This window comes from Geobacillus sp. 47C-IIb (genome assembly GCF_014679705.1).
GTDB classification, from domain to species: domain Bacteria; phylum Bacillota; class Bacilli; order Bacillales; family Anoxybacillaceae; genus Geobacillus; species Geobacillus thermodenitrificans.
The window spans coordinates 173,645-198,192 of sequence record NZ_CP061473.1; the positions used below are offsets into that span (position 1 = coordinate 173,645).

The 24,548-nt window shown below is 51.9% G+C and carries 17 protein-coding genes; 4 read left to right on the forward strand and 13 right to left on the reverse strand.

All coding sequences use genetic code 11. From position 1 onward, the window contains the following. Positions 1 to 34 precede the first annotated feature (34 nt). The 7 genes from IC804_RS00920 to IC804_RS00950 all read right to left on the reverse strand — a co-directional run bounded on the left by IC804_RS00920 (position 35) and on the right by IC804_RS00950 (position 9,553). Positions 35 to 1,507: a nicotinate phosphoribosyltransferase gene (locus IC804_RS00920; RefSeq protein WP_008880139.1), complete on the reverse strand. Its 1,473-nt coding sequence runs from the start codon at positions 1,505 to 1,507 to the stop codon at positions 35 to 37. An 81-nt stretch (positions 1,508 to 1,588) separates the two neighbouring features. Beyond that, the gene (locus IC804_RS00925) at positions 1,589 to 2,140 is read right to left on the reverse strand and encodes a cysteine hydrolase family protein (RefSeq protein ID WP_081157146.1); all 552 of its coding nucleotides are present in this window, start codon (positions 2,138 to 2,140) and stop codon (positions 1,589 to 1,591) included. 367 nt (positions 2,141 to 2,507) lie between these two features. After that, the gene (gene yidC / locus IC804_RS00930) at positions 2,508 to 3,257 is read right to left on the reverse strand and encodes a membrane protein insertase YidC (protein WP_008880137.1); all 750 of its coding nucleotides are present in this window, start codon (positions 3,255 to 3,257) and stop codon (positions 2,508 to 2,510) included. 42 nt (positions 3,258 to 3,299) lie between these two features. Continuing rightward, entirely contained in the window at positions 3,300 to 3,563 is a 264-nt protein-coding gene (locus tag IC804_RS00935) for a hypothetical protein (protein WP_008880136.1), read from the reverse strand. A gap of 82 nt (positions 3,564 to 3,645) precedes the next feature. After that, positions 3,646 to 7,806 carry a tetratricopeptide repeat protein gene (locus tag IC804_RS00940; RefSeq protein WP_011887487.1) on the reverse strand — a complete coding sequence of 1,387 codons (4,161 nt, stop codon included), beginning with the start codon at positions 7,804 to 7,806 and terminating at the stop codon, positions 3,646 to 3,648. Positions 7,807 to 8,224: 418 nt separating this feature from the next. Continuing rightward, positions 8,225 to 8,974: an alpha/beta hydrolase gene (locus tag IC804_RS00945; RefSeq protein WP_011887488.1), complete on the reverse strand. Its 750-nt coding sequence runs from the start codon at positions 8,972 to 8,974 to the stop codon at positions 8,225 to 8,227. Between the two features lie 75 nt (positions 8,975 to 9,049). Next, a complete protein-coding gene (locus IC804_RS00950) occupies positions 9,050 to 9,553 on the reverse strand; it encodes a metal-dependent hydrolase (RefSeq protein WP_008880133.1) in 504 nt (167 codons plus the stop codon). Positions 9,554 to 9,725: 172 nt separating this feature from the next. Here IC804_RS00950 and IC804_RS00955 point away from each other — a divergent pair, with 172 nt between their 5' ends. Genes IC804_RS00955 through narI form a run of 4 tightly spaced genes read left to right on the forward strand, consistent with a single transcriptional unit; the run spans position 9,726 to position 16,180 of the window. Beyond that, positions 9,726 to 13,412: a nitrate reductase subunit alpha gene (locus IC804_RS00955; protein ID WP_081157147.1), complete on the forward strand. Its 3,687-nt coding sequence runs from the start codon at positions 9,726 to 9,728 to the stop codon at positions 13,410 to 13,412. Further along, positions 13,402 to 14,871 carry a nitrate reductase subunit beta gene (gene narH, locus IC804_RS00960; RefSeq protein ID WP_011887490.1) on the forward strand — a complete coding sequence of 490 codons (1,470 nt, stop codon included), beginning with the start codon at positions 13,402 to 13,404 and terminating at the stop codon, positions 14,869 to 14,871. Before IC804_RS00955 ends, narH begins: the two co-directional genes overlap by 11 nt. 53 nt (positions 14,872 to 14,924) lie before the next feature. Then, positions 14,925 to 15,500 (forward strand): nitrate reductase molybdenum cofactor assembly chaperone, encoded by a 576-nt coding sequence (gene narJ, locus IC804_RS00965; RefSeq protein ID WP_008880129.1) that lies wholly within the window; start codon positions 14,925 to 14,927, stop codon positions 15,498 to 15,500. Then, the gene (narI, locus tag IC804_RS00970) at positions 15,476 to 16,180 is read left to right on the forward strand and encodes a respiratory nitrate reductase subunit gamma (RefSeq protein ID WP_008880128.1); all 705 of its coding nucleotides are present in this window, start codon (positions 15,476 to 15,478) and stop codon (positions 16,178 to 16,180) included. The genes narJ and narI overlap by 25 nt, the downstream gene beginning before the upstream one ends. Before the next feature lie 244 nt (positions 16,181 to 16,424). Here the strand turns inward: narI and IC804_RS00975 are convergent, their stop codons facing one another. The 6 genes from IC804_RS00975 to IC804_RS01000 all read right to left on the reverse strand — a co-directional run bounded on the left by IC804_RS00975 (position 16,425) and on the right by IC804_RS01000 (position 24,411). Next, entirely contained in the window at positions 16,425 to 16,955 is a 531-nt protein-coding gene (locus tag IC804_RS00975) for a hemerythrin domain-containing protein (protein ID WP_008880127.1), read from the reverse strand. Positions 16,956 to 17,091: 136 nt separating this feature from the next. Further along, a complete protein-coding gene (locus tag IC804_RS00980; RefSeq protein WP_008880126.1) occupies positions 17,092 to 19,386 on the reverse strand; it encodes a thiamine pyrophosphate-dependent enzyme in 2,295 nt (764 codons plus the stop codon). Beyond that, positions 19,377 to 20,393 (reverse strand): 2-oxoacid:acceptor oxidoreductase family protein, encoded by a 1,017-nt coding sequence (locus IC804_RS00985; RefSeq protein WP_190300645.1) that lies wholly within the window; start codon positions 20,391 to 20,393, stop codon positions 19,377 to 19,379. The genes IC804_RS00980 and IC804_RS00985 overlap by 10 nt, the downstream gene beginning before the upstream one ends. A gap of 184 nt (positions 20,394 to 20,577) precedes the next feature. Then, positions 20,578 to 21,372, reverse strand: coding sequence for a uroporphyrinogen-III synthase (locus tag IC804_RS00990; RefSeq protein WP_081157149.1), 795 nt, complete (start codon positions 21,370 to 21,372; stop codon positions 20,578 to 20,580). Between the two features lie 103 nt (positions 21,373 to 21,475). Next, positions 21,476 to 21,727 carry a hypothetical protein gene (locus IC804_RS00995; RefSeq protein ID WP_011887492.1) on the reverse strand — a complete coding sequence of 84 codons (252 nt, stop codon included), beginning with the start codon at positions 21,725 to 21,727 and terminating at the stop codon, positions 21,476 to 21,478. A 317-nt stretch (positions 21,728 to 22,044) separates the two neighbouring features. Next, a complete protein-coding gene (locus tag IC804_RS01000; protein ID WP_081157150.1) occupies positions 22,045 to 24,411 on the reverse strand; it encodes an immune inhibitor A domain-containing protein in 2,367 nt (788 codons plus the stop codon). Positions 24,412 to 24,548: the final 137 nt, after the last annotated feature.

The window sequence follows — 24,548 nt, forward strand, 5'->3', positions numbered from 1 at the left end:
TCTATTTTGACAGCTTTGAAACTGGTGTGGTTGCTTACTCGTTTGCAGATGAGTGCCCAATCTTTTCTTTTACTTTACGAATGTTTTCCATCTTATTGTCCCAGCACGCTTGGCTCAAATCGACGGGATATTGCTCCGGGTTGAGCGTTCGTTTGTATTCCTCCCAAAATAAACGTAAACTCTCCTTCGCATATGCCTGAATGTCCGGAAGCGGCGGCGATGTGTAAACGAGTTTGCCGTTGTCAAAAATCGTTTCATGCAAGTCGCGCGCTTCAAAATTCGTGACGAATTTGCTGATGAATGTGTACACCGGATGGAACATTTTCAGCCGCTCTTCTTGCTGCGGGTTTTCGCTTTCTAAGGCAATGTAATCGCCCTCTGCTTTATGATTGATTTTATTGACGATGCGATACACCCGCTTTAGCCCCGGCGTCGTCACTTTTTCTGGATTGCCGCTGATTTTGATCGTATCGACCATCTCACCGGCTTCGTTTTCAATCGCTACGATTTTATATACCGCACCTAACGCCGGCTGGTCGTATGCCGTGATCAGCTTCGTGCCGATCCCCCACACGTCGATTTTCGCCCCTTGCGATTTCAAGTTTAAAATCGTATCTTCATCCAAATCGTTCGAAGCAAAAATTTTCGCGTTCGGGAACCCAGCCTCATCAAGCATTTTCCGCGCTTCTTTTGATAAATAAGCCAAATCGCCGCTGTCAATGCGAATGCCGATGAAATTGATCTTATCACCAAGCTCTTTAGCGACGCGAATGGCGTTCGGCACCCCGGATTTTAACGTATCGTACGTATCAACAAGAAATACGCAGTCTTTATGGCGGCGTGCATATTTGTAAAATGCTACGTATTCGTCTTGATACGCTTGAATCATGGAATGAGCGTGCGTCCCGGCGACTGGAATGCCAAACAGCTTCCCGGCCCGCACGTTCGATGTCGCTTCAATCCCGCCGATATACGCCGCGCGCGCACCCCAAAGAGCAGCGTCCATCTCCTGCGCCCGGCGGCTGCCAAACTCCAATGCTGGTTCGTCCCCGAGAATATGCTTAATGCGCGACGCTTTCGTAGCGATGAGCGTCTGGAAATTGATGATGTTTAAAATGGCTGTTTCAATGAGCTGCGCCTCCGCAAGCGGTGCTTCAATGCGCATAATTGGCTCGTTGGCAAAGACGATTTCTCCTTCCTTCATCGAACGAACCGTACCAGTAAAGCGAAGCGTCCGCAAATAGTCCAAAAAATCGTCGCGGTAACCAAGCTCATTGCGCAAATAATTGATATCACTGTCGGAAAAACGGAATCCTTGCAAAAACTGTATCACGCGCTCAAGCCCGGCAAAGACGGCATAGCCGTTGCCAAACGGCAACTTGCGAAAAAACACCTCAAACACGGCCCGGCGCTCGTGTATCCCGTCTTCCCAATATGTTTCAACCATATTAATTTGATATAAGTCCGTATGGAGCATCAAACTGTCGTCTGCATATGTTCCACCCATTTTTGCAACCTCCAACAACCAAATGAACACGCCACCGGATGAAAAAGAATGTCCACGGTCTATTCTACCATGTTTCGACCATTATTCCACTATTTCTGCGCCTAGCGCATGGTGAAAATGCCGAAGCGCCCACTCGTGCCCGGCCGCATCAAAGCTCGCGACCGCCCGCCGATAAACGACGATGCGAAATCCTTTGTTGTATGCATCAACCGCCGTATGAAGGACGCAAATATCGGTGCAGCACCCGACCAAATGCACTTCCGTGATGCCTCTCTCGCGCAACTTCAGCTCTAAGTCGGTTCCGGCGAACGCGCTGTAGCGCATTTTATCCATCCAATACACATTCTTCTTATGCTTATTCGCTTGGTACAACGTCTCTAGCTCCCCATACAGCTTCCGTCCTTTCGTCCCCTCGATATTATGCGGCGGAAACAGCTTTGTCTCCGGATGATAATGGTCTTCTTCCGTATGCTTGTCAATGGCAAAAACGACAAAGTCGCCATGGTCAATAAACTGTTTCGTTACCCGCACAAGCTCGTCCTCAATCACTTGTCCCGGCTTCCCGCATGTGAGCGCACCGTCATCGGCAATGAAATCAACGGTGTAGTCGATGTTAATCAGTGCTTTCCCCATTTTGCATCACTCCCCCTTTTTTTCTTCTCCTGTATCCAAGCAGTCAACATCCGAGCAAACGGAATCTCCCGAACGGAGCGCCTCTTGCTCTGAGTTGAACATGTCTAGTTTTTGAAAAATTCTATTCTCTTTTCCTTTCCAAATGTGAATATTTTAGACAGGAAGAGATACGGCTTCGTTGCGATGTTTCCATCTCGGCCGCGTCCTTTTTAGCGTTTTCTATATTATATCACAACAGTAAAAGCGTTTTCTTGCCTGAGAGCCCAACTGCGCGTATGATGGGCCTGCAACTAGAAAAATAAAAAACGATCCTCCTTTCCCTTTTCATCCGAAAAGCGAAGCGGAGGATCGTTTCATTTCATTGTCGTTAGCTGTTTTCTGCCGTTTTGGCTGCTTTCAGCTGGCTGCGCAACATAAGCGATTGGATGATCGAGAAGCAGCCGCCGACAACCCAATAGAGTGACAGCGCCGACGGAACGGAGCTAGCACCGATAAAAATCATCACTGGCATGATGTAGGACATCATTGCCATTTGCGGCATTTGTTCTTCAGTCATGGATGGCGACAGGCGAAGCGAGAGAAATGTCGTCAATGCCGCCAAAATCGGCAAAATGAAATACGGATCGCGGTGGCCGAGTTCGACCCATAAGAACGAATGGGTTTTGATTTCCTGCGTCCGCGAAATCGCATAATAAAGCGCCATAAAAATCGGCATTTGGATAAGTACCGGCAGGCAACCGCTCGCCGGATTGATCCCATGCTTTTGGTACAGTTGAACCATCTCTTGCTGGAGCTTGCGTTGTGTTTCTGGGTCTTTGCTTTTATATTTTTCTTGCAGTTTCAACAGTTCCGGGCGCAGCTTTTGCATAGCAATCGAGGTGCGGAACTGCTTCAAAATAAGCGGCAGCAAACAAAAACGGACAATGAGCGTCAACACGATAATGGCAATGCCGTAGTTGTCGCCAAACCAATGGCCAAACGTCAACAACAGCTTGGACATCGGATAGACAAAGTAATGATTCCAAATCCCTTGGCTATGTTCGTCGATCGGTTCATTCGAGCTGCAGCCAGAAAGAAGCAAGGCAACACTAAGCAACACTACTAACCATTTTTTCATGAAAAGCCCTCCTTGATCATGTCAAAAAATCATGTCGTTTCATCAAGAAAAGGGCCTTCCATCCTCATCGGTCCGGTTCGTCCGTTCGCGAATGGGGATTTTCCGTCGCTGCGGCAAAAACAGCGGACGTGATGGAAGCGCAACGAAACCCGTAGCTGCTCCTGCCCGATACTCGCGAACCGTAGTCCATGCCGATTCGTAAGATAACGATTTCGTCACCCGGTGTATGCCCATATAGCCTTTAACGATGACAAACAGCACACCAACAAGTGACATGTACCAAAGCAGCTCGATCGGCGCTTCCATGCATTCCCCTCCTTTCCGCCTGACGATTCTCTTCTTCTCATAACAATACCAAACTTTCTTTTAAAAGAAAAGCAATGATCCATCACATTTGTTTCATTCGATGAAACGCCGGCTCCTCAGCCGCTAACGCAGCAAACTCTCCACTCTCATCGGCCGCCCACACGGCATCGAGCTCTTGCTTCGCCTCATCGAAACGCCCAAGAAGTGAAAGATAGCGAGCGCGCTCGTAACGAAGGCGGATATCTTCCGACACATGAGCATGCCGTTCAATGGTCGCAAGCGCCTGATTGAGATGCCCCATTTCCTCGTAAATAGCGGCCAACTGCAGGTGCCATTCTGTATCTTCAGCATACCAATGGGCGCAATGCTCCCAAAGCGCTGCCGCTTCAGCGTAGCGGCCGGTCTCCATATATTGTTCGCTAAGCAACATAAATGCTTCGCGAGCAAGCGGCTCCTCAGCAACGATCACCTGCAATTGCCGCTCGGCTTTCTCCTGTTGTCCGCTCTTGAGCCAAATAACCGCCTGCCATGTGAGCAATTCCAAATCATCCGGTTCGTCCGTGAGCAATCGATCAAGCCATGACTGTGCTTCTTGCCGTTTTCGAACGTCATCAGCCGCCAATAAATATTCTACAAATTCACGCGCCAACGAAGGATCCCAAACGTTAGCAAGCGCTTTGCGCCACATTTTGACAGCATCGCCCTCCAGCTCGGCAGCCGCATAAAGGCGGGCGAGCTGCCCATAGGCTTCGTGATGGCCGCGGTCGAGATGGATCGCTTCCTCATACAAATCCATGGCGATCGAAAGCACAGAAACTCTTCCAACCCATTGTTTCGCTTTTGTCCACCAGCGCGCCCCCGCCTCGTTTTTGTTCCGCTCTCCTTCCAAATACGGAAGGAGAGCGGCGGCCGCATTTCGATAAACAACACTTTTTTCTTGACGATCGATGGTTAGCCGCTCCAACCGATGGCGAAGCTTTCCTAAACCGCGCATGGTTTTCGGAAAAAGAGCGACATATGCCGAATACAACGATTCATCGTCAGGATGGTGCATCATCAATCGTTCGAATAACTCGATCGCCTCTTTCGTACGGCCTTCTTGGTGAAGCACATTCGCGTAATGGCGAAGCGCTTCACGGTGATCCGGCTCAAGGGCAAGTGCTTTCTCGACGGCCATCTTTTCTTGATCTTCGCGCCCAAGCGCCCCGTATACATACCCGAGGCTGTCATAATACCATACATCCCCGGCCAGACGGCGGGCATCGGCTAACGCTTGAAGCAACGCAGATGGCTCGAGGAGCGCCGCTAACGATTCGATATCTGCACGCAGCGGGGCAAGCCGGACCGCCTCAAGCAAATGCGCGTGCTGCTGCTCTTCATTTCCTTCCATCTCGTATAGCGCGGCCAGACGAAAATGGCAAAGGGCAAACGACGGATCGGCATCCAAACACGATTCATAATGCTGTTTTGCCTCTTCGTAGCGGCCGAGGGCGCTGCACAGCTCCGCCAACCGGTATAATGAAAGCGGATGGCCCATGGCAGCGGCTTTTCGATAAACTGCCATCGCCTTGGACGGCCGGCTTTGCCGCTCGTAAAGGACACCGAGGGCCGAATGAGCCGGAGCTAGGCCGGGACGAGCGGCAATGAGCTGTTCCAAAAACGTCCGGCCGCGCTCTCGAAGAGCTGGCGTTGTCAGCTGGTCAATGTAAAACTCATACACTTCTTCGATATCAAATTCGGCGAGGCGAAGCCCGTTCTCAAGCCATGAGAGCGCCAGTTGTTTTCCCTCCGCCTCATTGGCAACCCCATGGACCAATAGCCACTTGCCGGCGTTTAGCCAATATTCGCTATCATCGGCAAAACGAGTGCGCTGTTCCATCACGTGCCGTTTCGCCGCTTCAACGTGTCCGCGCTCCATCAGGGCAGATGCCAGCCCAAGATGGGCAAACACGTCGTTGTCATCGTGACGAATGGCTTTTTCGTAGCATGAGGCGGCCTGTTCCACCTCCCCTTCGTCCATATAAGCGTCGCCGAGTCGAACGTAAAGCAGCGCCAACCGTTCCGCGGCCGCGAGCCCTTCTTTGAGCACTGCTTTCGCCTGTTCCCGTTTACCATCGTCATCATACAAGTCAGCAAGCATGACATACGGGTACGGCTCCCGCGGATCGAGCGCCTTGGCAACACGAAAGCCGCGCTCGGCCTTACGCCGGTGGCCAAGCTCCAGATCGCAGCGGGCGCGCTCATACCAAAGATGAGCGTCGCGCCGCTCGCGGCGCACGAGGTGATCAAACCATTTGCGCGCTTCAGCCAAACGCTTCGCGTGGAACAACAACAAGCCATGGTTCGTTTCGATAAACAGATCGCCCGGGTGCAAATGGACAGCGATGCGTGAACAAACCAGCCCCCTTTCAGTATAGCCAGCATATGCCGAAGCGAGCGCCGTGTAGCTCCACACTTCCGGCTGATCCGGATCAAGCTGAAGCGAAGCGCGAAAATGGCGGACCGCTTCTTCATAGCGGCTCATAAAAAAGGCAATGCGTCCGCGCAAGTAATGGTACAGCGGGCTTTGCCTTTTTCCTTTTGCCTGTTTCAGCGCCTGTTCCGCCCGCTCCATTTCTTGTATATAAACATAAGCTTTCGCTGTTACTAGCAATAAATCGTTATGCTCGGGATATCGTTCCAAAACCCGCTCAGCATAGTCAAGCACAAGCGTCTTCGCCTCATCACTGCCAAAATGTTTGACCGTATATAGCCATGTGTACGGAATATGCTCATGCTGGCGCAAAAAAGCAACAAACGCATCGAAATACGCCTGTTCATCTTCATCCATCTTTTCCGCAAAGGCATGCAGTTCCCGGAAATAACGGTCTTCCTCAATAGGAAGCTCCGCAGCAAGGGCAACTTTTTCCCGGGGAAGCGCAACAATCGACAAATAATGCGTCCCGGCGTACCATTTTTCGAGCTCTTCTTCTGGAACGACAAAGGGTTCGAATACGTTTGGATCTTGCACGTAAAACGCCCCGAGCCGCTCATCATAGCCAAACAACACTTGTACGTGCGACGACTGCTCGTAATCAACGCTCAAGAGCACTGGAATCCCTTCATCAATGAGCCGCTTCCAGTGCGGTGGTGAACCGATGAAAAAGCGGCAAACAAACCCGAGCTTCTCCAAATAATGAACCGTCGTTGATAATTTAGAACCACGCACATCAAAAATATGCTCCGCCACTTCATCTTGCGTCCGGGGAGAACCGAGCAAGCGAAGCATCATTTCTAAACTCGCCGGCACACAATAGTTATGCTTTTGAACAACTGAAACAAGCGGCAGCACGACCGCCCGCTCCCTTTGCCGCCCAAGCGCGCGGGCGTACGGCGTTTTCTCAAGCCTCGGCTCGGCTCTCACCAACGACTCAAGCTTCTCCCATTCCTCTAGCTGATAATACAGTTCTGCGCGCACATGGGCGAAATAACGGCGATGCATATGAAGCGGATTCAAGCGGTCAAGCTCTTCCATCGCCGCGAGCGCCTCACGGTAGGCGCGCACATCGCGCAAGCGGCGCACGCGTTCCGCGTAAAACGACAACACTTGCGGGAAACGCCGTCTTCCTTCCTCAAGAACGGCCAACGCCTCGTGATGACGGCCATCAAGCGCATACAGATCAGCCAGAAGCAAATAGCACATATCGCCGCGCTCCGAGTCGTCCAGCCCGGAGCGGATCACTTGTTCCGCTCGCTTCCGGTCGCCGGTTTCGATATAAAAATAGCCCCATTTGTCATGGATCGACACCGTCTCATAACGGGCGACCACATTCATCCATTCACGTGCCTCATCGACTCGCCGCATATCCAACAAGGCGCGCACTAACGTAAACGCCGCCCGGGCGATTGCTTCGTCGGGCTCGTCGGTCTTGCCTTGAAGCGCTTTGGCAAGGCGCGGTAGGAGCGCCTCTTCAACATCAAGTGGCCGGCGGTTCTCAAGCCATTCATCACACACCCAAGCCAACGTCTGCAATGTGTTCAACTTGCGGTGGGCGTAGCGGGCGATAAGCCCGCTATGGCGGTACATAAGCGCATAATCAAACAGCCGGATGAGCGCCCGGAACGGTTCGATGCTGTCCCATGACGCCAACAGTGACCGCCATCCAAACAATCCGACCTTTTCTAACTGTGGCCGCACTTCAGCGAGGGCGTCTACAATTCGTTTTTCTTCAACGAGCGATGCGATATGTTCAATATGGTTCATGCAACAAAAACTCCTTTATCATGTTCCGGCAAAAAGCTGCCTCCTTAAGGAATATGTAGGTTGCGAGCGGTAGGAGATGAATGTCAATCGATATCATTGAAACCGCTGATGTTTCGAACAAATACATGATCCTACCTGCGCACATTGTTCTTCGAAATAAGAGAAAATAGAGGATAAGAAGCCATCTTGTTCTTCTCTCTTCCCCTTCTACTTTAGTAATCTCTCTTCCCCTTCTACTTTAGTAATAAGTTTAGAACAAGCCACCTAAAACAACCATATATTTTTTTAGAAAAATAACGACAAAGAAACAAGAAATGACCCACCCTGTTTTCGACAGAATGGGTCGCAAGCAGACACATGCATCATCGCGAACGGAAAAGATCTCCCCTTCTCAGCGTGAGCGTAGACGGGAGAGCGTTCAAGCATGTTTGGCGAAAAACTGAAGTGACCGTTCGATAATCGTTTGCTGATCATAATCTAATGTTGCTACATGGTAGCTGTTGTGAAGACGGACGATCTCTTTCTCTGACGATTGAACGCCTTGAAAAATGATATCGGCATTCCCAGGCGGCACAACATGGTCTTCATCGGAAACGAAAATTAGCGCCGGGCAAGTAATGCGTCCAAGCTCTTCTTTCACATGCTCCATCAATTGAGCCAGCTGAAGGAGCGATGCAGTTGGTGTTTTCTCGTATGATAATTCTTTCACATCTGGATTTTTCAAATCTGAACCGATCGAGTCAAGATACCTCGGCACCTCGCCACCACCCGTCATCCCAGCGGCGATGGCCGGAATATCGACAGCGGCGTTAATCGGCACGATGCCGCAAATCTCCGGGTGCTGTTCCGCCAAATAAAGCGTGAGCGTCCCACCCATCGACAGCCCGGTGACAAAAATGGTTTGGCATCGTTGTTTCAGCCATTCATATCCTTCCTCGACCGAGGCAATCCAATCGTGGAACGTCGTTCGTTCCATGTCTTCGTAGTGCGTCCCATGCCCCTTTAAGCGCGGCAAGCAAACGGTATAACCGGCTTGGGCATACGCTTCAGCAAGCGGACGCATGCTGTGTGGCGTGCCCGTGAACCCGTGCGACAACAGCACCCCGACCGGCCCGTTTTCAGCGTAAAACGGCTCTGCGCCGGGAAGTACAGGATATCGTTCTTTCATCGTGTCCTCTCCCTTATCTGTCTTTTTCATCCATATACATTCGCCGCCCCCATCTCCGTTTCCTTTTTCAACCTCTCACCAAATGAATAAAATCGATTGCCACCACTCGCGGAACAATCCGTTGGCCACGAAATAAACGAAGCCGGTTAAGGCAGCGTAAACCAACACTTTTTCCATCCCTTTTCCCGTCCGATAAAGCGGCACTTTCCACCGCTTCGAAGAAAACGGCCAAAACAAAGGCACCCCTTGGACAGAAAAAAAGTCTTCAATAATATGAAACAAATAGCCAAGCACGATCCCGGCGGCGAACGGCGACGATGAGTCGCGCCACACGAGGGCAGCAAGCACGCCCCAGACGATGAACGAATGCGTCATGCCACGATGGCCAAATGCTTCTTTGACTTTACTTGCGACGCCAAACGAACGGCGTCCGACATACGACGACGGCTCGTCAATATCAGGAAGAAGGCTGCCGATGACAAGACCAGCCGTATAGGCAGCAGTAAACGGAAGCGCCGTATACGTGGATACCGACGCCCCGAGGCATAATGAAACGATCACATGACTCGAATACCGCAACGAACATCCCCTCAAACTTCCTTGTTTTTCCCATTATACCATAACAAAGAATATTTGTTCGCTTCTTTGACGAATTTGTGACAATGCGACCAAATGTGACAAAATTAACATCGCGTTATTGACATCATGGCTATAGTTAAAAGTACAAAACGCTAATTAAGGAGTGAACAAAATGAAGCGAAGACGATCTCCACTCGCTAACCGTTTCAAATATATTCGTCCGATCGAGCGTCAAGCCGATGGACATAGCGAAGTAACCTACGGCGACCGCGCCTGGGAAGATGCATACCGCCGACGCTGGCAGCACGACAAAGTCGTCCGTTCAACTCATGGCGTCAACTGTACTGGGTCATGCAGTTGGAACATTTACGTCAAAAACGGCATTGTCACGTGGGAAGGACAGCAGCTCGACTATCCGTCGACCGGACCGGATATGCCAGACTTTGAACCACGCGGCTGCCCGCGCGGCGCGAGCTTCTCATGGTATATGTACAGCCCGCTGCGCGTCAAATACCCGTATGTTCGCGGCATCTTGCTTGACATGTGGCGTGAGGCGCTTACCTATTACCCAAACAATCCGCTAAAAGCGTGGAAAAGCATCGTCGAAGACCGGGAAAAAGCAAAGCGCTACAAACAGGCGCGCGGGAAAGGTGGATTCGTGCGCGTCAGCTGGGACGAAGCATTGACACTTGTCGCTGCTTCCTTATTATATACGGTCGTAAAATACGGCCCAGATCGCAATGTCGGCTTCTCTCCGATCCCAGCGATGTCGATGGTCAGTCATGCCGCTGGGTCACGGTTTATGCAACTGATGGGCGGACCGATGTTAAGCTTCTATGATTGGTACGCCGATTTGCCGCCGGCATCGCCGCAAATTTGGGGCGATCAAACGGACGTGCCGGAATCAAGCGACTGGTACAATGCCGGTTACATCATCACGTGGGGCTCAAATGTCCCGCTCACCCGGACGCCGGACGCTCACTTTTTAGCTGAAGTGCGCTACCGCGGCACGAAAGTTGTGTCCGTCAGCCCTGATTACGCCGAGTCGACGAAATTTGCCGATGATTGGCTGTCGGTGAAACAAGGAACGGACGGCGCTTTGGCTATGGCAATGGGGCACGTCATTTTAAACGAATATTATGTCAAACGGACTATCCCGTACTTTGAACAATATGCAAAAACGTACACCGATTTTCCGTTTATCGTCACTTTAAAACAAGACGGCGGTGCATGGACGGCCGGCCGCTTCTTGTTGGCCAAAGATCTTGGCAAACATACCGAAAACGCTGAATGGAAGCCGGTTATCTACGACGAGAACACCGGCTCGTTTGCCGTGCCGAACGGAACGATCGGCACGCGCTGGGAAGACAAAGGAAAATGGAACTTGCGTCTTGTTGATGAGGAAACAGAACAGCCGCTTGAGCCACGCCTGTCGTTTTTAGGGAGCGAAGATGAAGTCATCTCGATCCAGCTTCCATATTTCACCGCTGACGGCGGAAAAACGATCGAACGCGCGGTTCCAGTGAAAAAAGTGCAAACCGTAACGGGAGACGTTTACGTCACGACCGTCTATGACTTGATTTTGGCCAACTATGGCATCGACCGCGGCATCGGCGGCACAGTCGCCCGTTCGTACGATGACGATGTGCCGTTCACCCCGGCATGGCAAGAAGCCATCACCGGCGTCAAGCGCGAACTTGTCGTGAAAATCGCCCGCGAGTTTGCTGACAATGCGATCGACACGAACGGCCGGTCGATGATCATCGTCGGTGCTGGCATTAACCATTGGTTTAACTCGGATACGATTTATCGCGCTGTGCTGAACCTTGTCTTGTTCGTCGGCGCCCAAGGGGTCAACGGCGGCGGTTGGGCCCATTACGTCGGGCAAGAGAAACTGCGCCCAGCGGAAGGATGGCAGACGATCGCCACCGCTCGCGACTGGGTTGGACCGGCAAAATTGCAAAACGGCACGTCGTTCTTCTACTTTGCGACTGACCAATGGCGCTATGAAGAGCGGCCAATCGATGAACTCATCTCGCCGTTGGCTAAAAAAGCGCGCTATTCGCACCCTGGCGATTACAATGTTTTGGCCGCCCGGCTCGGCTGGCTGCCGTCGTACCCGACGTTTAACAAAAATGGCATCGAGCTGTATAACGAAGCAGTAAGCCATGGAGCTCGCACGCCGGAAGAGATCGGCGCCTATGTCGCGAAACAGCTGAAAAATAAAGAATTGCAGTTTGCTATCGAAGATCCGGATCATGAAGCGAACTTCCCGCGCAACTTGATCGTTTGGCGCGCTAACTTAATCTCAAGCTCCGGCAAAGGGCATGAATATTTCTTAAAACATTTGCTTGGCACGACGAACGGCTTGTTAAACGATGACCGCGACAGCCTGCGCCCGGAAGAAATCCGCTGGCGCGATGAAGCGCCGGAAGGCAAGCTCGATCTGCTTGTCAACTTGGACTTCCGCATGGCCGGCACAGCGCTCTACTCCGATGTCGTCCTGCCGGCAGCGACATGGTATGAAAAACATGACTTAAGCAGCACGGATATGCATCCGTTCGTCCATCCGTTCAATCCAGCCGTGCCTCCGCTCTGGGAAGCACGCTCGGACTGGGATATTTTCAAATCACTCGCTAAAGCCGTATCTGATGTCGCCAAACAAGCCGGCTTGAAGCCGATGAAAGAAGTCGTCGCCACCCCGCTTTTGCACGATACGGCGCAAGAACTGGCGCAGCCGTTTGGTGAAGTGAAAGACTGGAGCAAAGGCGAGATCGAACCGATTCCGGGCAAAACAATGCCGAACATTCACGTCATTGAACGCGACTATACCCTTCTTTACGACCAAATGACCGCTTTAGGTCCGAATGTCGCCCGCCAGCCGATCGGTACAAAAGGGATCGCCTGGACGGCGAAAGACGAATACGAACAGCTGAAACGCCGGCTTGGCACTGTCCGACGCGCTTCCATCGCCGATGGTTGCCCGGACATTAGCGAAGCGAAAAAAGCAGCTGAAGCGATTTTGACGCTGTCGTCGACCACAAACGGAAAAATGGCCGTCAAAGCATGGGAAGCGCTCGAGAAAAAGACGAATTTGGAGCTTGCTGACTTGGCGAAAGAACGCGAAGAAGAGTGCTTCACGTTTGAACAAATCACCGCTCAGCCGAAAACGGTCATCACTTCACCGGCCTTCAGCGGTTCGGAAAAAGGCGGACGGCGTTACTCGCCGTTTACAACGAACGTCGAACGGCTCATTCCGTGGCGGACACTGACCGGCAGACAGTCGTTTTACATCGACCATGAACTGATGCACGAGTTCGGTGAAACGATGGCAACGTTCAAGCCAGTCTTGCCGCACCGCCCATTCTCGAACAAACGGCCGACGGAAAACGGAAAAGAGGTCGTCTTAAACTATTTGACACCGCATAACAAATGGTCGATTCACAGCATGTATTTCGATTCGCTGCCAATGCTGACATTGTTCCGCGGCGGACCGACCGTCTGGATGAACAAAGACGACGCAGCCGAAGCCGGCATTACAGACAACGACTGGATCGAATGTTTCAACGAAAACGGCGTTGTCGTCGCCCGCGCCGTCGTCTCGCACCGTCTCCCGCGCGGCATGGCGTTTATGCACCACGCGCAAGACCGCCATATTAACGTGCCGGGCACGAAGCTGACGAACAACCGCGGCGGCACGCACAACAGCCCGACACGCATCCATGTGAAACCGACGCATATGATCGGCGGATACGCGCAGTTAAGCTACGGATTCAACTATTACGGACCGACGGGCAACCAACGCGACTTGTTCGTTGTCATCCGCAAATTAGAGGAGGTTGATTGGCTTGAAGATTAAAGCGCAAGTCGGCATGGTCATGAATTTGGATAAATGTATCGGCTGCCATACGTGCAGCGTCACATGCAAAAACACATGGACAAACCGGCCCGGCGCCGAATATATGTACTTTAACAACGTGGAAACAAAGCCGGGGATCGGCTATCCGAAACAGTGGGAAGATCAAGATAAATATAAAGGCGGCTGGGAATTAAAAGACGGCGAATTGCGGCTTAAATCCGGCCCGAAAGCCATGCGGCTCGTCAATTTGTTCTACAACCCGTACCAGCCGACGATCGACGATTACTACGAACCATGGAACTACGACTACGAAACGTTGACGAACAGCCCGCAAAAGAGGTATCAGCCGGTTGCCCGGCCGAAATCGGCCATCACCGGTGAATGGATGGAAGTATCGTGGGGACCGAACTGGGAAGACGACTTGGCCGGGGCCCATGTCACCGGCTTGCGCGACCCGAACGTTGTCAAAATGGAACAGGCGATCCAAGCAGAATTCGAAGATGTCTTTATGATGTATTTGCCGCGCATTTGTGAACATTGTCTCAATCCGTCATGCGTATCGAGCTGCCCATCGGGCGCTATGTACAAACGCGACGAGGACGGCATCGTCCTCGTCGACCAAAACGCCTGCCGCGCTTGGCGATATTGCGTCACCAGCTGCCCGTACAAAAAAGTATATTTCAACTGGCAAACGAACAAAGCGGAAAAATGCACGCTCTGTTTCCCGCGCATCGAAGCCGGCTTGCCGACAATTTGCTCGGAAACATGTGTCGGCCGCATCCGTTACATCGGCGTCATGCTGTATGACGCGGATAAAGTGAAGGAAGCAGCGAGCGTCGCAGATGAGAAACATCTGTATCACGCCCAACTTGATATTTTCCTTGACCCAAACGATCCGACTGTCATCGCAGAAGCGAAAAAAGCCGGCATTCCGGACGAATGGATTGCGGCGGCGCAGCGCTCACCGATTTACAAAATGATCGTTGACTGGAAAATCGCTTTGCCGCTGCACCCGGAATATCGGACACTGCCAATGGTATGGTACATTCCACCGTTAAGCCCGATCATGAATACGATCGAAGGAAAAGGAAGCGGCGCGAACGCCGATGACATCTTCCCAGCCATTGATGAAATGCGCATTCCGATCGAATATTTGGCGAATTTGCTGACGGCCGGCGATACAGCGCACATCCGCACGACATTGAAAAAAATGGCGGCGATGCGTTCGTATATGCGGGCGAAACAGACGAACAAACAGCCGGACATTCGTCTCATCGAGTCACTCGGCTTAAGCCATGAGGACATCGAAGAGATGTACCGCTTGCTCGCGATCGCCAAATACGAAGATCGCTTTGTCATCCCGGCGTCACACCGCGAGGAAGTAGCGGATCTCTACACCGAACAAGGCAGCTGTGGGCTCGCATTTGCCGGCGGTCCGGGCGCTTGCGGCACGCTTTGATGAGGGCGGGCTTCGCCCCCTTCCCCTCAAACAACGAAAATGGAGGATGCATGATGAACAGCGAACAACGGCAAACCATCTTTTTATGTGTGTCCTATTTGTTGTCCTATCCGGACGAACAGTGGGCTGAATCGCTTCCTGACTACTTGGAAGCCATCCGTTCGCTCGAAGATGAAACCGTCCGCACGCCGCTTTTGGCGGTTGCCGAGCAGCTTGCAGCCACTCCGGCTCGAGATCGGATGGAGCAATATGTCGAAACATTTGACTTCGGCAAAAAAACGAATTTGTATCTTACGTATATGACAAATGGTGAACAACGGGAGCGCGGAATCGAACTCGTCGCCTTAAAAGCACGTTACGAGGCGGCCGGATTCACCGTCTCCGAGCACGAACTGCCCGACTACTTGCCGCTTATGCTTGAATTTCTCGCCTATGCGGAGGAACCTCATGCCATCTCCTTGCTCGCCGATTATGCCGACCATATCCGCGAAATCGGCGAGCGGTTGGCAGCCGCGGGCAGCCCGTACGTACAGCTATTTGAAACGCTCAACCTTACCTTTACTCAACTCGGCGTCACGCCGATACCGAAAGGAAGTGCAACGGCATGGCTCGTCAATTTCTCTGGGTAATTGTTCCTTATTTGTCGCTTGTGCTCTTTATTGCTGGCCATATTTGGCGCTACCAACGCGACCAGTTCGGCTGGACATCAAAATCAAGCGAACTGCTCGAAAAACGGCAGTTGCGCCTTGGAAGCCTTCTCTTTCACTGGGGTATCTTGTTCGTTTTCGTCGGTCACGTGATGGGAATTCTCATTCCTGAATCATTTTATACAGCGTTAGGCATCACCGAAGAGATGTACCACGTCATCGCCTTGGCGGGCGGCATCCCAGCCGGCTTGGCCGCGCTCGTCGGTTTAGTGATCCTTTTCCGTCGCCGCCTCACGGTGAAACGTGTGCGGGCGACAAGCAGCACTGGTGACTGGGTGGCGCTCGGATTTTTAGCCATCGTCATCGCCAGCGGACTATCATCGACATTTCTGAACGTCGATTCGCACGGGTTTGACTACCGGACGACGATCGGCCCGTGGTTCCGTGGCCTTCTTACGTTCCGTCCGAACCCAGCCTATATGGAAACGGTGCCGCTTTGGTTTCAAATCCATATTCTCGCCGCGTTCGGCTTGTTCGCTTCGTGGCCATTCACCCGTCTCGTTCACGTGTTCAGCTTTCCGATCCGCTACTTGCAGCGCAGCTATGTCGTTTATCGCAAGCGAATGCCAAAACAAGCAGAACCGTTCAAACGCGCTCAATGAGCGAGCGGCGAGCATTACACCAGGAACGCCAAGCACGGCGATCATGGAGCAGGCGAGGACAAGTTGCCCTCGCCATCTTATACGACTGCGGCTCTTCAACCTTGATAGCAGCTGAAATAAAGAAACATACGCGTTCATATCCCAACAATCATCCATCACCATCCGCCAACAAGATCACACCATGAATGAAATACAAATAAAAAACGGGATGCTCTCAATCAGGAGGCATCCCGTTTTCCATTCGTTACTCATTAATGCGCACAAACAGTTCCTCTTTCTCCTCGTCCGACAACAGCCGCTCGGCCATCGGGAAGAGCACATTTTCTTCTTTCATGAAATGCTCATCCAAAATATGATGCGCCTCAATGACCGCGCCAGCGAGCGTCAACGCCTGATCGGTGTCAACTTTCTCTGGCAGTTGGGCAGCTTTTTCTAAAAACATGGAAAGACGTGCTTTTGCCTGTTCGTGTTCGTATTCCATGACGGCGATTGGTCCGGTCGTCCGCCCGATGTACTCGGCCATCATCGGGAACAACACTCCCTCTTCCCGCTCTGAATGCGGATCTAAAACCGAGACGAACGATTCGACTTTTTCTCTCAATTCGGCGAGCGGCTCGCGCCAGTTGCGGTCATCTGCCCCTTGTCCGATCGCTTCCGCTGTAGCGAGTAGCTGCTCCATTTGGACGCGCAGCGGGCCGTGTTCCTGTTTTAATTGCGCCAAGCCAGCGCATAGCTTTACCCCTTCAGGGCCGCCCATATGACAAAATGAATGCATCAACGTTTCCCCCTTTTGATGATCTGTTCATTGTCTCCATTATACCGTGCGCATCCTCTTCCCCGTTGTGAGCCATATCACACCAACCAAAGGGCAAGCATAAAAAAACAGCACGCGCACAGCGTGCTGCGACATCTTATAGATACGGATGTTCATGCTTCGCTTTTAAAATCGTCCATCTCCGTTCCACTTCCTCCTCCAACTCGCGCAGCAAATCTTTGTTTTCTTCCCGAAGCAAATGCTTCGTTTTTCCCATATATTTTAGCCATTCACTTAACGGGATGCGGCGTCCTTTTGCTTCTGGATCGTACGTAATCGTCGTTTTCCCCCGCTCCACTTCATACAGCGGGAAAAAGCATGAATTCACCGCTGCCTGCAAAATGGTTTCCCCGTACCGCTCCTCCGATTTCCAGTTGAGCGGACAAGTAATGAGCAGCTTGCCGTACACCGTTCCTTCATGCTGCGCGTACCATTGCGCTTTCGCCGCTTTTTTCACCAAATCTTGCGGAAACGCTTCTGTCCCGGTGAAAACGTACGGGATGTTCGTTGCTGCCATAATTTGCGGCGTATCTTTATGATGGAACGATTTTCCGCGTTGTCCTTTTCCAACCCCGGTTGTTGTGGTCATATGGCCCATCGGGGTCGAGTACGACATTTGCGCCCCGGTGTTCATATAACCTTCGTTATCATATTCAATGATGATCAGCTTATGGTTGCGTAGCGCCGTCCCGATGGCGGACCCCATGCCGATGTCCATCCCGCCGTCGCCGGTGACCATGACAAACGTGACATCATCCGAGACATTAAGCTCGCCGCGCCGCTTCAGTTCGAAGAACGCTTCAACCATGCCGGAGAGCGTTGCCGCCCCGTTTTGGAACAAATTGTGCACCATCGTTTGTTTATGCGAGCTGTACGGATACGCGGCTGAAACGACGTACGCGCATCCGGTTTGGAACAAGACGACGATATCGCCTTCAATTCCTTTGAAAAACAGCTCGAGCCCCGGGAAAATGCCGCATCCTGGGCATGCCCCATGCCCTGGGGCGAGACGCTTCGGCTTGGCGGTCAGCGCCCGCAGCGGCGGAATTTTGACGTTTAGCCGTTTCGTTTTGTCATCGACCGTCACGTGGATGAGTCCGCTGCGGAACGCATCGCCATGGATCGGTTCAAGCAGCCGTTTCGGTTGCTGCTCAAGACGTCCAGGCACGTGGCCGAAATAGTCAAACGTTTTTTCCGCTTTTCCTTTTTCCATCGCATCAATGGCCATCCGGAACAATGCTTCAGCGTCTTCGGCGTAAAAATCTTTGCCGCCAAGGCCGTAAACACGGCTTAATACGATCGTCTGATTATCGCGGTCTTCCTGCAGTGCCGCTTTCACTTCATGCGTCATATTCGCCCCGTGCGCCCCGTACGAATCGGCCCGCTCACCGATCAACAGTGCTTTCACATGTTTTAGCGCTTGGCGGATCTCCTCGGCCGGGAACGGGCGAATAATGTTCGGACTGATGACGCCCGCTTTTATCCCTTGTTTTCGCAGGCGGTCGGCTACGTCTTTCGCCGTCTCTGCCGCCGAGTTGAGCAAAAACAGCGCCACTTCGGCATCTTCCATCCGGTATAAATCGAGCGGCTCATAGCGACGCCCCGACCATTTTTCATATTCCGCGGCCACTTGCCGGAATACGTCGCCAGCCCGGTACAAGGCGACAGACTGTTGATAATGGTTGTTGATCAAATCATCGCCGCCCATATGTGCTCCGATCGTCACAGGGCGTTTCGGATCGGCTGCTGTCGGGAACCCTTCTTTGCGCGGACCGATGAACGCCTGCACCGTTTCACGATCGCGGAAATAATGCACTTTCCGTTTTTGATGTGAGGTGAAAAACCCGTCATACGCGATGATGACCGGCAGGCGGACGTCCTCATGTTCGGCGATTCTGAGCGCCATGACGTTCATATCGTAAACGGCTTGCGGCGTGCGGGCTAGCAGCACAACCCAGCCGGTGTTGAGCGTAAAATACAAATCGGAATGGTCGCCGTGAATATCGAGCGGACCGCTGACCGAGCGGGTGACGAGATTCAATACCATCGGAAAGCGGGTGCCTGATTGCACTGGCAGTTGTTCAAGCATGTACATCAGCCCGTTGGCACTCGTGGCGTTCAGCACGCGCGCCCCCATGAGCGACGCGCCGTAGCAAATCCCGGCTGAACCGTGCTCACCATCCGCTGGAATGAGCATCGTTTCATGTTCGCCCCGCCCTTTCATTTGATCAAGCAGCTGGGCGATTTCCGTTGACGGCGTGATCGGGAAGTAACCCATAATGTGATAGTTAATTTGACTCGCCGCTAACGCCGCCATTTCATTGCCGGAGGCAAACGTCATCTCTTGTACTGCTTGGTTGGCCATCTCAACATCTTTTTCAATCATTGCCATGCTTCCATTCCCCCTTTCATAAACGAAAACGAATGTTTCAAGGAATGTGCTTCGGCAAATCCCGGCACTTCCCGTTCGGCCACAAGCGCAGCCGTCGGACACGCTTCGACACATTTTAAACAACCTTTGCAATATTGATAGTCAATGCCAGCTAAAAACATCTGTTTGCGCCCTTTTTTGTCCACCCGTTCCTCCCAAACGAAGCAAAGATCGGGACAGACGTTGTCACAGGCGACACAATGAATACATTTGTCGGCTTCCCAACGTGGCAAAAACCCTTGACGGGAACCGCTTACATTTTTCAACAAACTATTTCCGCCAGCGACAATCACACCGCCGATCAGCTGTGTTTCATATCCAAATCGAGGACTGGGACGGACGAACGTTCTTTCCTCCGCCGGAGCGGGAGATGCTTGAATCCGCACTTCCTCATACCCGCGACGAAAAGCGCGAATATTTGCTTCGACGAGATGCGGCGCTTTTGTGGCGAACGTCCGGTGAATGACCGTCTCCATCGCTTCCGGTTGGATAAAAGAACAAACGCGCAACAGCGCCCCTACCATCGGCATGTTGATTTTCACTCGCTCCTCGACAGCGATGCCGAGCGCATCGACTATCACCAACGTCCCGTAAGGCAGGCGTAAATCGCGGCGAATGTCATCGAACTCGCGCGTTGAATTCACGACGGCCGTTCCGTCAGCGACAAGACCGCTCGTCACATCGACCATTTTGGCGAGCGCCTCATGAAACACACCAATGACGTGTGGAGTGGCGATCGGACTATGATCACGAATTTCAATATGCGGCTCGCAAAAGCGGATAAAGCTTTTGACCGGTGTTCCTTTTTTCTCGGAACCGTACGAAGAAAAGTTCGCCCCATTCAGCCCCGACCACAACACGCCAGCCTCAGCGAACATTTTCCCCGCCAAGTTCGCCCCCAACCCGCCGATCGACTCGAGGCGAATCTCAAAAAAACCTTGCTCATTCGTCTTTGGCAGCATCGTCATCCCCTCCCATGTGAAAAATACATCCCCAGTTTTATTATAAGTGGAAAATGTTCGAAAAACTGTGACAAAAATCAAACAGTTTGTAGATTTTGGTGAAACACGTAATATAAAACAGTGAATAACAAGATAAATTCTTATATAACAGATGGGACAATTGATATAAAACAAAAAGCCCCAACGGGGCTTATTGTTGAAAATAACGGGCAAGCGTCACGATCATCGCTCCCATTCGCTCATGTTCAGGGGCGATGACGCGGCTGACTCCTTCCTCTTCCAGCGCTTCTTTCGTCACTTTCCCGACAGCACAGGCGACGACATCGGTGCAGAACGCCTCAAGCAGCGGAGTGATATCTTGTTTCTCCCGGGCAAACGAAAAGAAAAAGCGGACTTGTATCGCCGATGTAAAACAGACCGCATCAATTTCGCGCCCGACGACTTCGTTGTATAGCGTCTCCAGCATCTCGTGATCTGGGGCGACATGCCGATACGGGAATAGCTCTGTGTAAGACGCACCGCGCGTAAGGAAAAATTGCTTCAAGACTGGCGCCGTATCACCGTATAGCTGCGCGACGACGCTCTTGCCGGCAAAGTCATACGCGTTAAGGGCGGAAATCAATCCCTTCGTCGTCCCGTCTTCGCTCACCGCTGTTGGGATAACGCCGATGTTTTTCAATGCCGCCACCGTTTTATAGCCGCGCGCAGCGATATCAGCATTCTCGATCACGCGCTTCCACTCAACCGCGATCCCTTCCCTTTCAGCCGTTTTCCAGAGCGCTTCAACCCCAATGCCCGTTGTAAACACTATCCAGTCCGGCCGCATCATAATGATCGCGCGCATTTCCTCACTGAGTTCACTTCCTTTTAAAAAAACCGTCCCTTGCGCCGGGCGGATGACGGCCGTTCCTCCTTGCTTTTCAATGAGTGTTGTCATTTCGTCTAACTTGCGCGAAGCGCATAAGGCGACCCGTTTGCCGCGCATTCGTTTCCCTCCCGTCGTCGATCATTCGTCCTTTCCATTCTAAAAGATCGCCCCCGCCTAGGCAATGAAAAAACACGCACCCTAAAAGGCGCGTGTCACCGTCTCAGCGAGTATGTACGATGGCTTCCTCTCCCCGGCGGTCAAACGAACCGGTAATGCGCGTCGGCTGCACAGAAATAATCCCATCTAACGGAATGTTCATCAACCGCATTTGCCGATTATAAACGAACAGTTTGCGTGCTTCCTGATACAACTTGACCGGCAGCACAACCGTCTCCTCCCCTTGCGCCGTTTGCACGCGCACTGGCTGCTTCTGGGCAATCCACACCGAAAGCTGTTGGCACAATTCTTTCATTCTAATTGCTCTCCCCTCTCATCCATTCCTACTTATGATTATAAAAGGAAAAAACGGAAAAAGGAGTGAAGAAAAATCAACAAATTCGGCAAATGAATGACAAATGGTGTCGAGAAACATTCATCAACGCCACACAAGCGTTCCCCACTTTCGATAAACTAAGCACTTTAGTTGTTTTCCCTATATCGGCTAAAAAGAAAGATGCTGCTCCCCAAAAATCTTCTGTCTTCAAGAAAGACACAAGAGATAAACTGTTTGAATGGTTCCGTGCGTATATACAAAAAGGGTGCCCATTTTGGAACACCCTTTTGGCTCGATTAGCGGTAAATCAACACACGTCCCGCAGTGCGGTCGGCACTTTCACCGACGACGCGAATTTTTAAACCGTACGTCGGCACGTTCCGCCCCGCATCAACCGCTCCTTTGTTACGGTACGACCGGCTGTCATCAAAAACCGGCAACGGCGACGTGTCGTTGTCGATCAGTTTCGATCCGTCAATTTCAACGCGAAACGGCACGCCTTTTTGCAAACTAAATGCCGCATCATGCACTTGATAGCGCGTGGAAGCCACCGTATTGCCTGACCATTTCAACGTGTGCTGATTAGCATCCACGACACCAAGGAACCCTTCACCCGGATGGACGCCTGTCCAGTTGTTGTCATATGACTCATCCACATACCAAACAACAAGGCCCGGGTCGTACGACAGCAATTGATCGCCGCGCAAAATATGCGCCAGTCCTTTATCAACGCCACGGTGGTTGCGCCATTCCAACAAATAGTAATGCTTCGAACGCAGCGTACCGTCGCTTTTCGCAAAACCATCCAACACGAAAATGCTCTCGTTTTCCGCTCCGTCCGTAAGTATGGCTGTTTTGTCTGCCATCACTTGAACATTATCAATATACCAGCCAGCTTCCGATACATACGCATCGGTCACGTAACGGAAACGCAGCTCAATCGTTTGGCCTGCGTACGCCGACAAGTCAAACTCGGCTTTCACCCAACCGTCCGATGTGCCGGTAATGCCGTTGCCTGGGTTTTGCCCATTTGGGTCGTCGGTCGTTGTAATATTTCCTGAAACCGTTACCCATTGATTCGAACTTTGTTCCTTCACTTCAACCACGCCGTAATCCCAATCTTTCTCAATCGCATACCATGCATCAAACGTCAATACTGCTTGCGATGCGCCTGTCAAATCAACTGTGGTGGACATAGAGCTGTTCAAATTATTCCCTTTGCCGGAGAAGTATGCATAGGCGCCGCTGGCTGGAGAAACGATGGTAGTTTTCTTATCCGGCAAGTTGATGCGCACGGCATCGTTGTTTGTTCCTTTCGTATTGGCTTCATCCAATACAACCTCTACTCCTTGTTTCGTCACTTCATCCCATTCCACGGTCGTTCCGTGCAGCCAGTTGCTTCCCGGCATGGTTGACTGCAAAAACTGTTTTGCCCAGGCGCTGAAACCGGTCGGCTCCGTGCCCGGAATGCGCCCCGCCCAGCTGCCGCTCGACATGATCGACCAATACGCAATCGGTTCGCCCAAGCCGGAGTAAATGGTATCATATTCATCCGGCAACCCTAAATCGTGACCGTATTCGTGGGCGAACACCCCCGCAGCCCCGTCGGCCGGCTCGACCGTATAGTCATAAGCAGCCAGCTGACCATTCCAATACGGCACCTCAGTCGTCGTGTTCGGAATCGGGTATACCGATCCTAAATTCCAACGGTGCGACCAAATAGCATCACCGCCGAGCGAACCGCCGCCCGCCTCTTCACCGACGCTCGAGTGGATGATCATCAAATGGTCGATCAAGCCGTCTGGCTCGCGGTAATTGCCGTCACCGTCCAAATCATACCGATCCTCTTGGTCAAACTCGCTTAAATCAATGGTCGGATCGTTGGCTGCCGCCATCAGCGCTTCGCGCACAAGCTCACGCGGGTTGGCATCGTTCCCGTCCGGCGCCGGCACGTTGCCGCCGTAATATTTGGCAGGATGTTTGGCTTTGTACCAACCAGCCACCTTTCCTTCGATCGAATAGCTGCCTCCCGATTGTTCTTCGTAATATTGTTTCACCGACATGAGTTTTTCGCCGTTTGGCCCTTCGTAATAGCCATCATCGCCGCCAAAAATCATGTCTTCATAGTGCTCGCGTGTATAATCTTTGTAATACATGTCTGTTTCATTTGGTTGAATGCTGTTGTGCGGAAAATCCGGATATTCAATGAGCAAGACGAGCACTCGATCGACCCGTTTGCCTCCGTTCCACGGCTCCGGATGGACGGGCGGCACGGAAGCTGTCTTTGATTGCCCTAGTTTTTTCCCTTTCCCATTCAGCACGCCGTTTGTCCGCAATTTTTGTCGCAACACTTCGGTGCGCTTCTTCTCTTTTTCGTACAGTTCCCCCTTTGCCCGCGGCATGTGAGCTGCCTTTTGCCGCAAATACTTGCGCACCTCCTGTTCTGCCTCAGCGGGAGTCGCATTGGAGCGAAGCGTTCCGTTTCGTTTTAACATTTCCGTCAGTTTGTCTTCGTTGGCAATGGCAAAATCGACTGGCCCGCCTTGCTTCACCGCCGGGATCGCCGCGGTGTTGGCTGCTTGCGGCGCTTTTGCCGGCGCCGCCCACAGCCCTATTCCGAGCGACAGCGCCGCTGTCAATGAAAGAATCGATCGTTTTTTCAAAAAGCCCCCTCCTATCAAATAATTAATATAATTTTATATATTTAAAATATTACAAAATTACTAGAAAAGAAAGAGAACTTTTTCATAGATGCAAAACATTTCTTTTTACCTATCGTTGTCGAAAAAACAAGATTTAT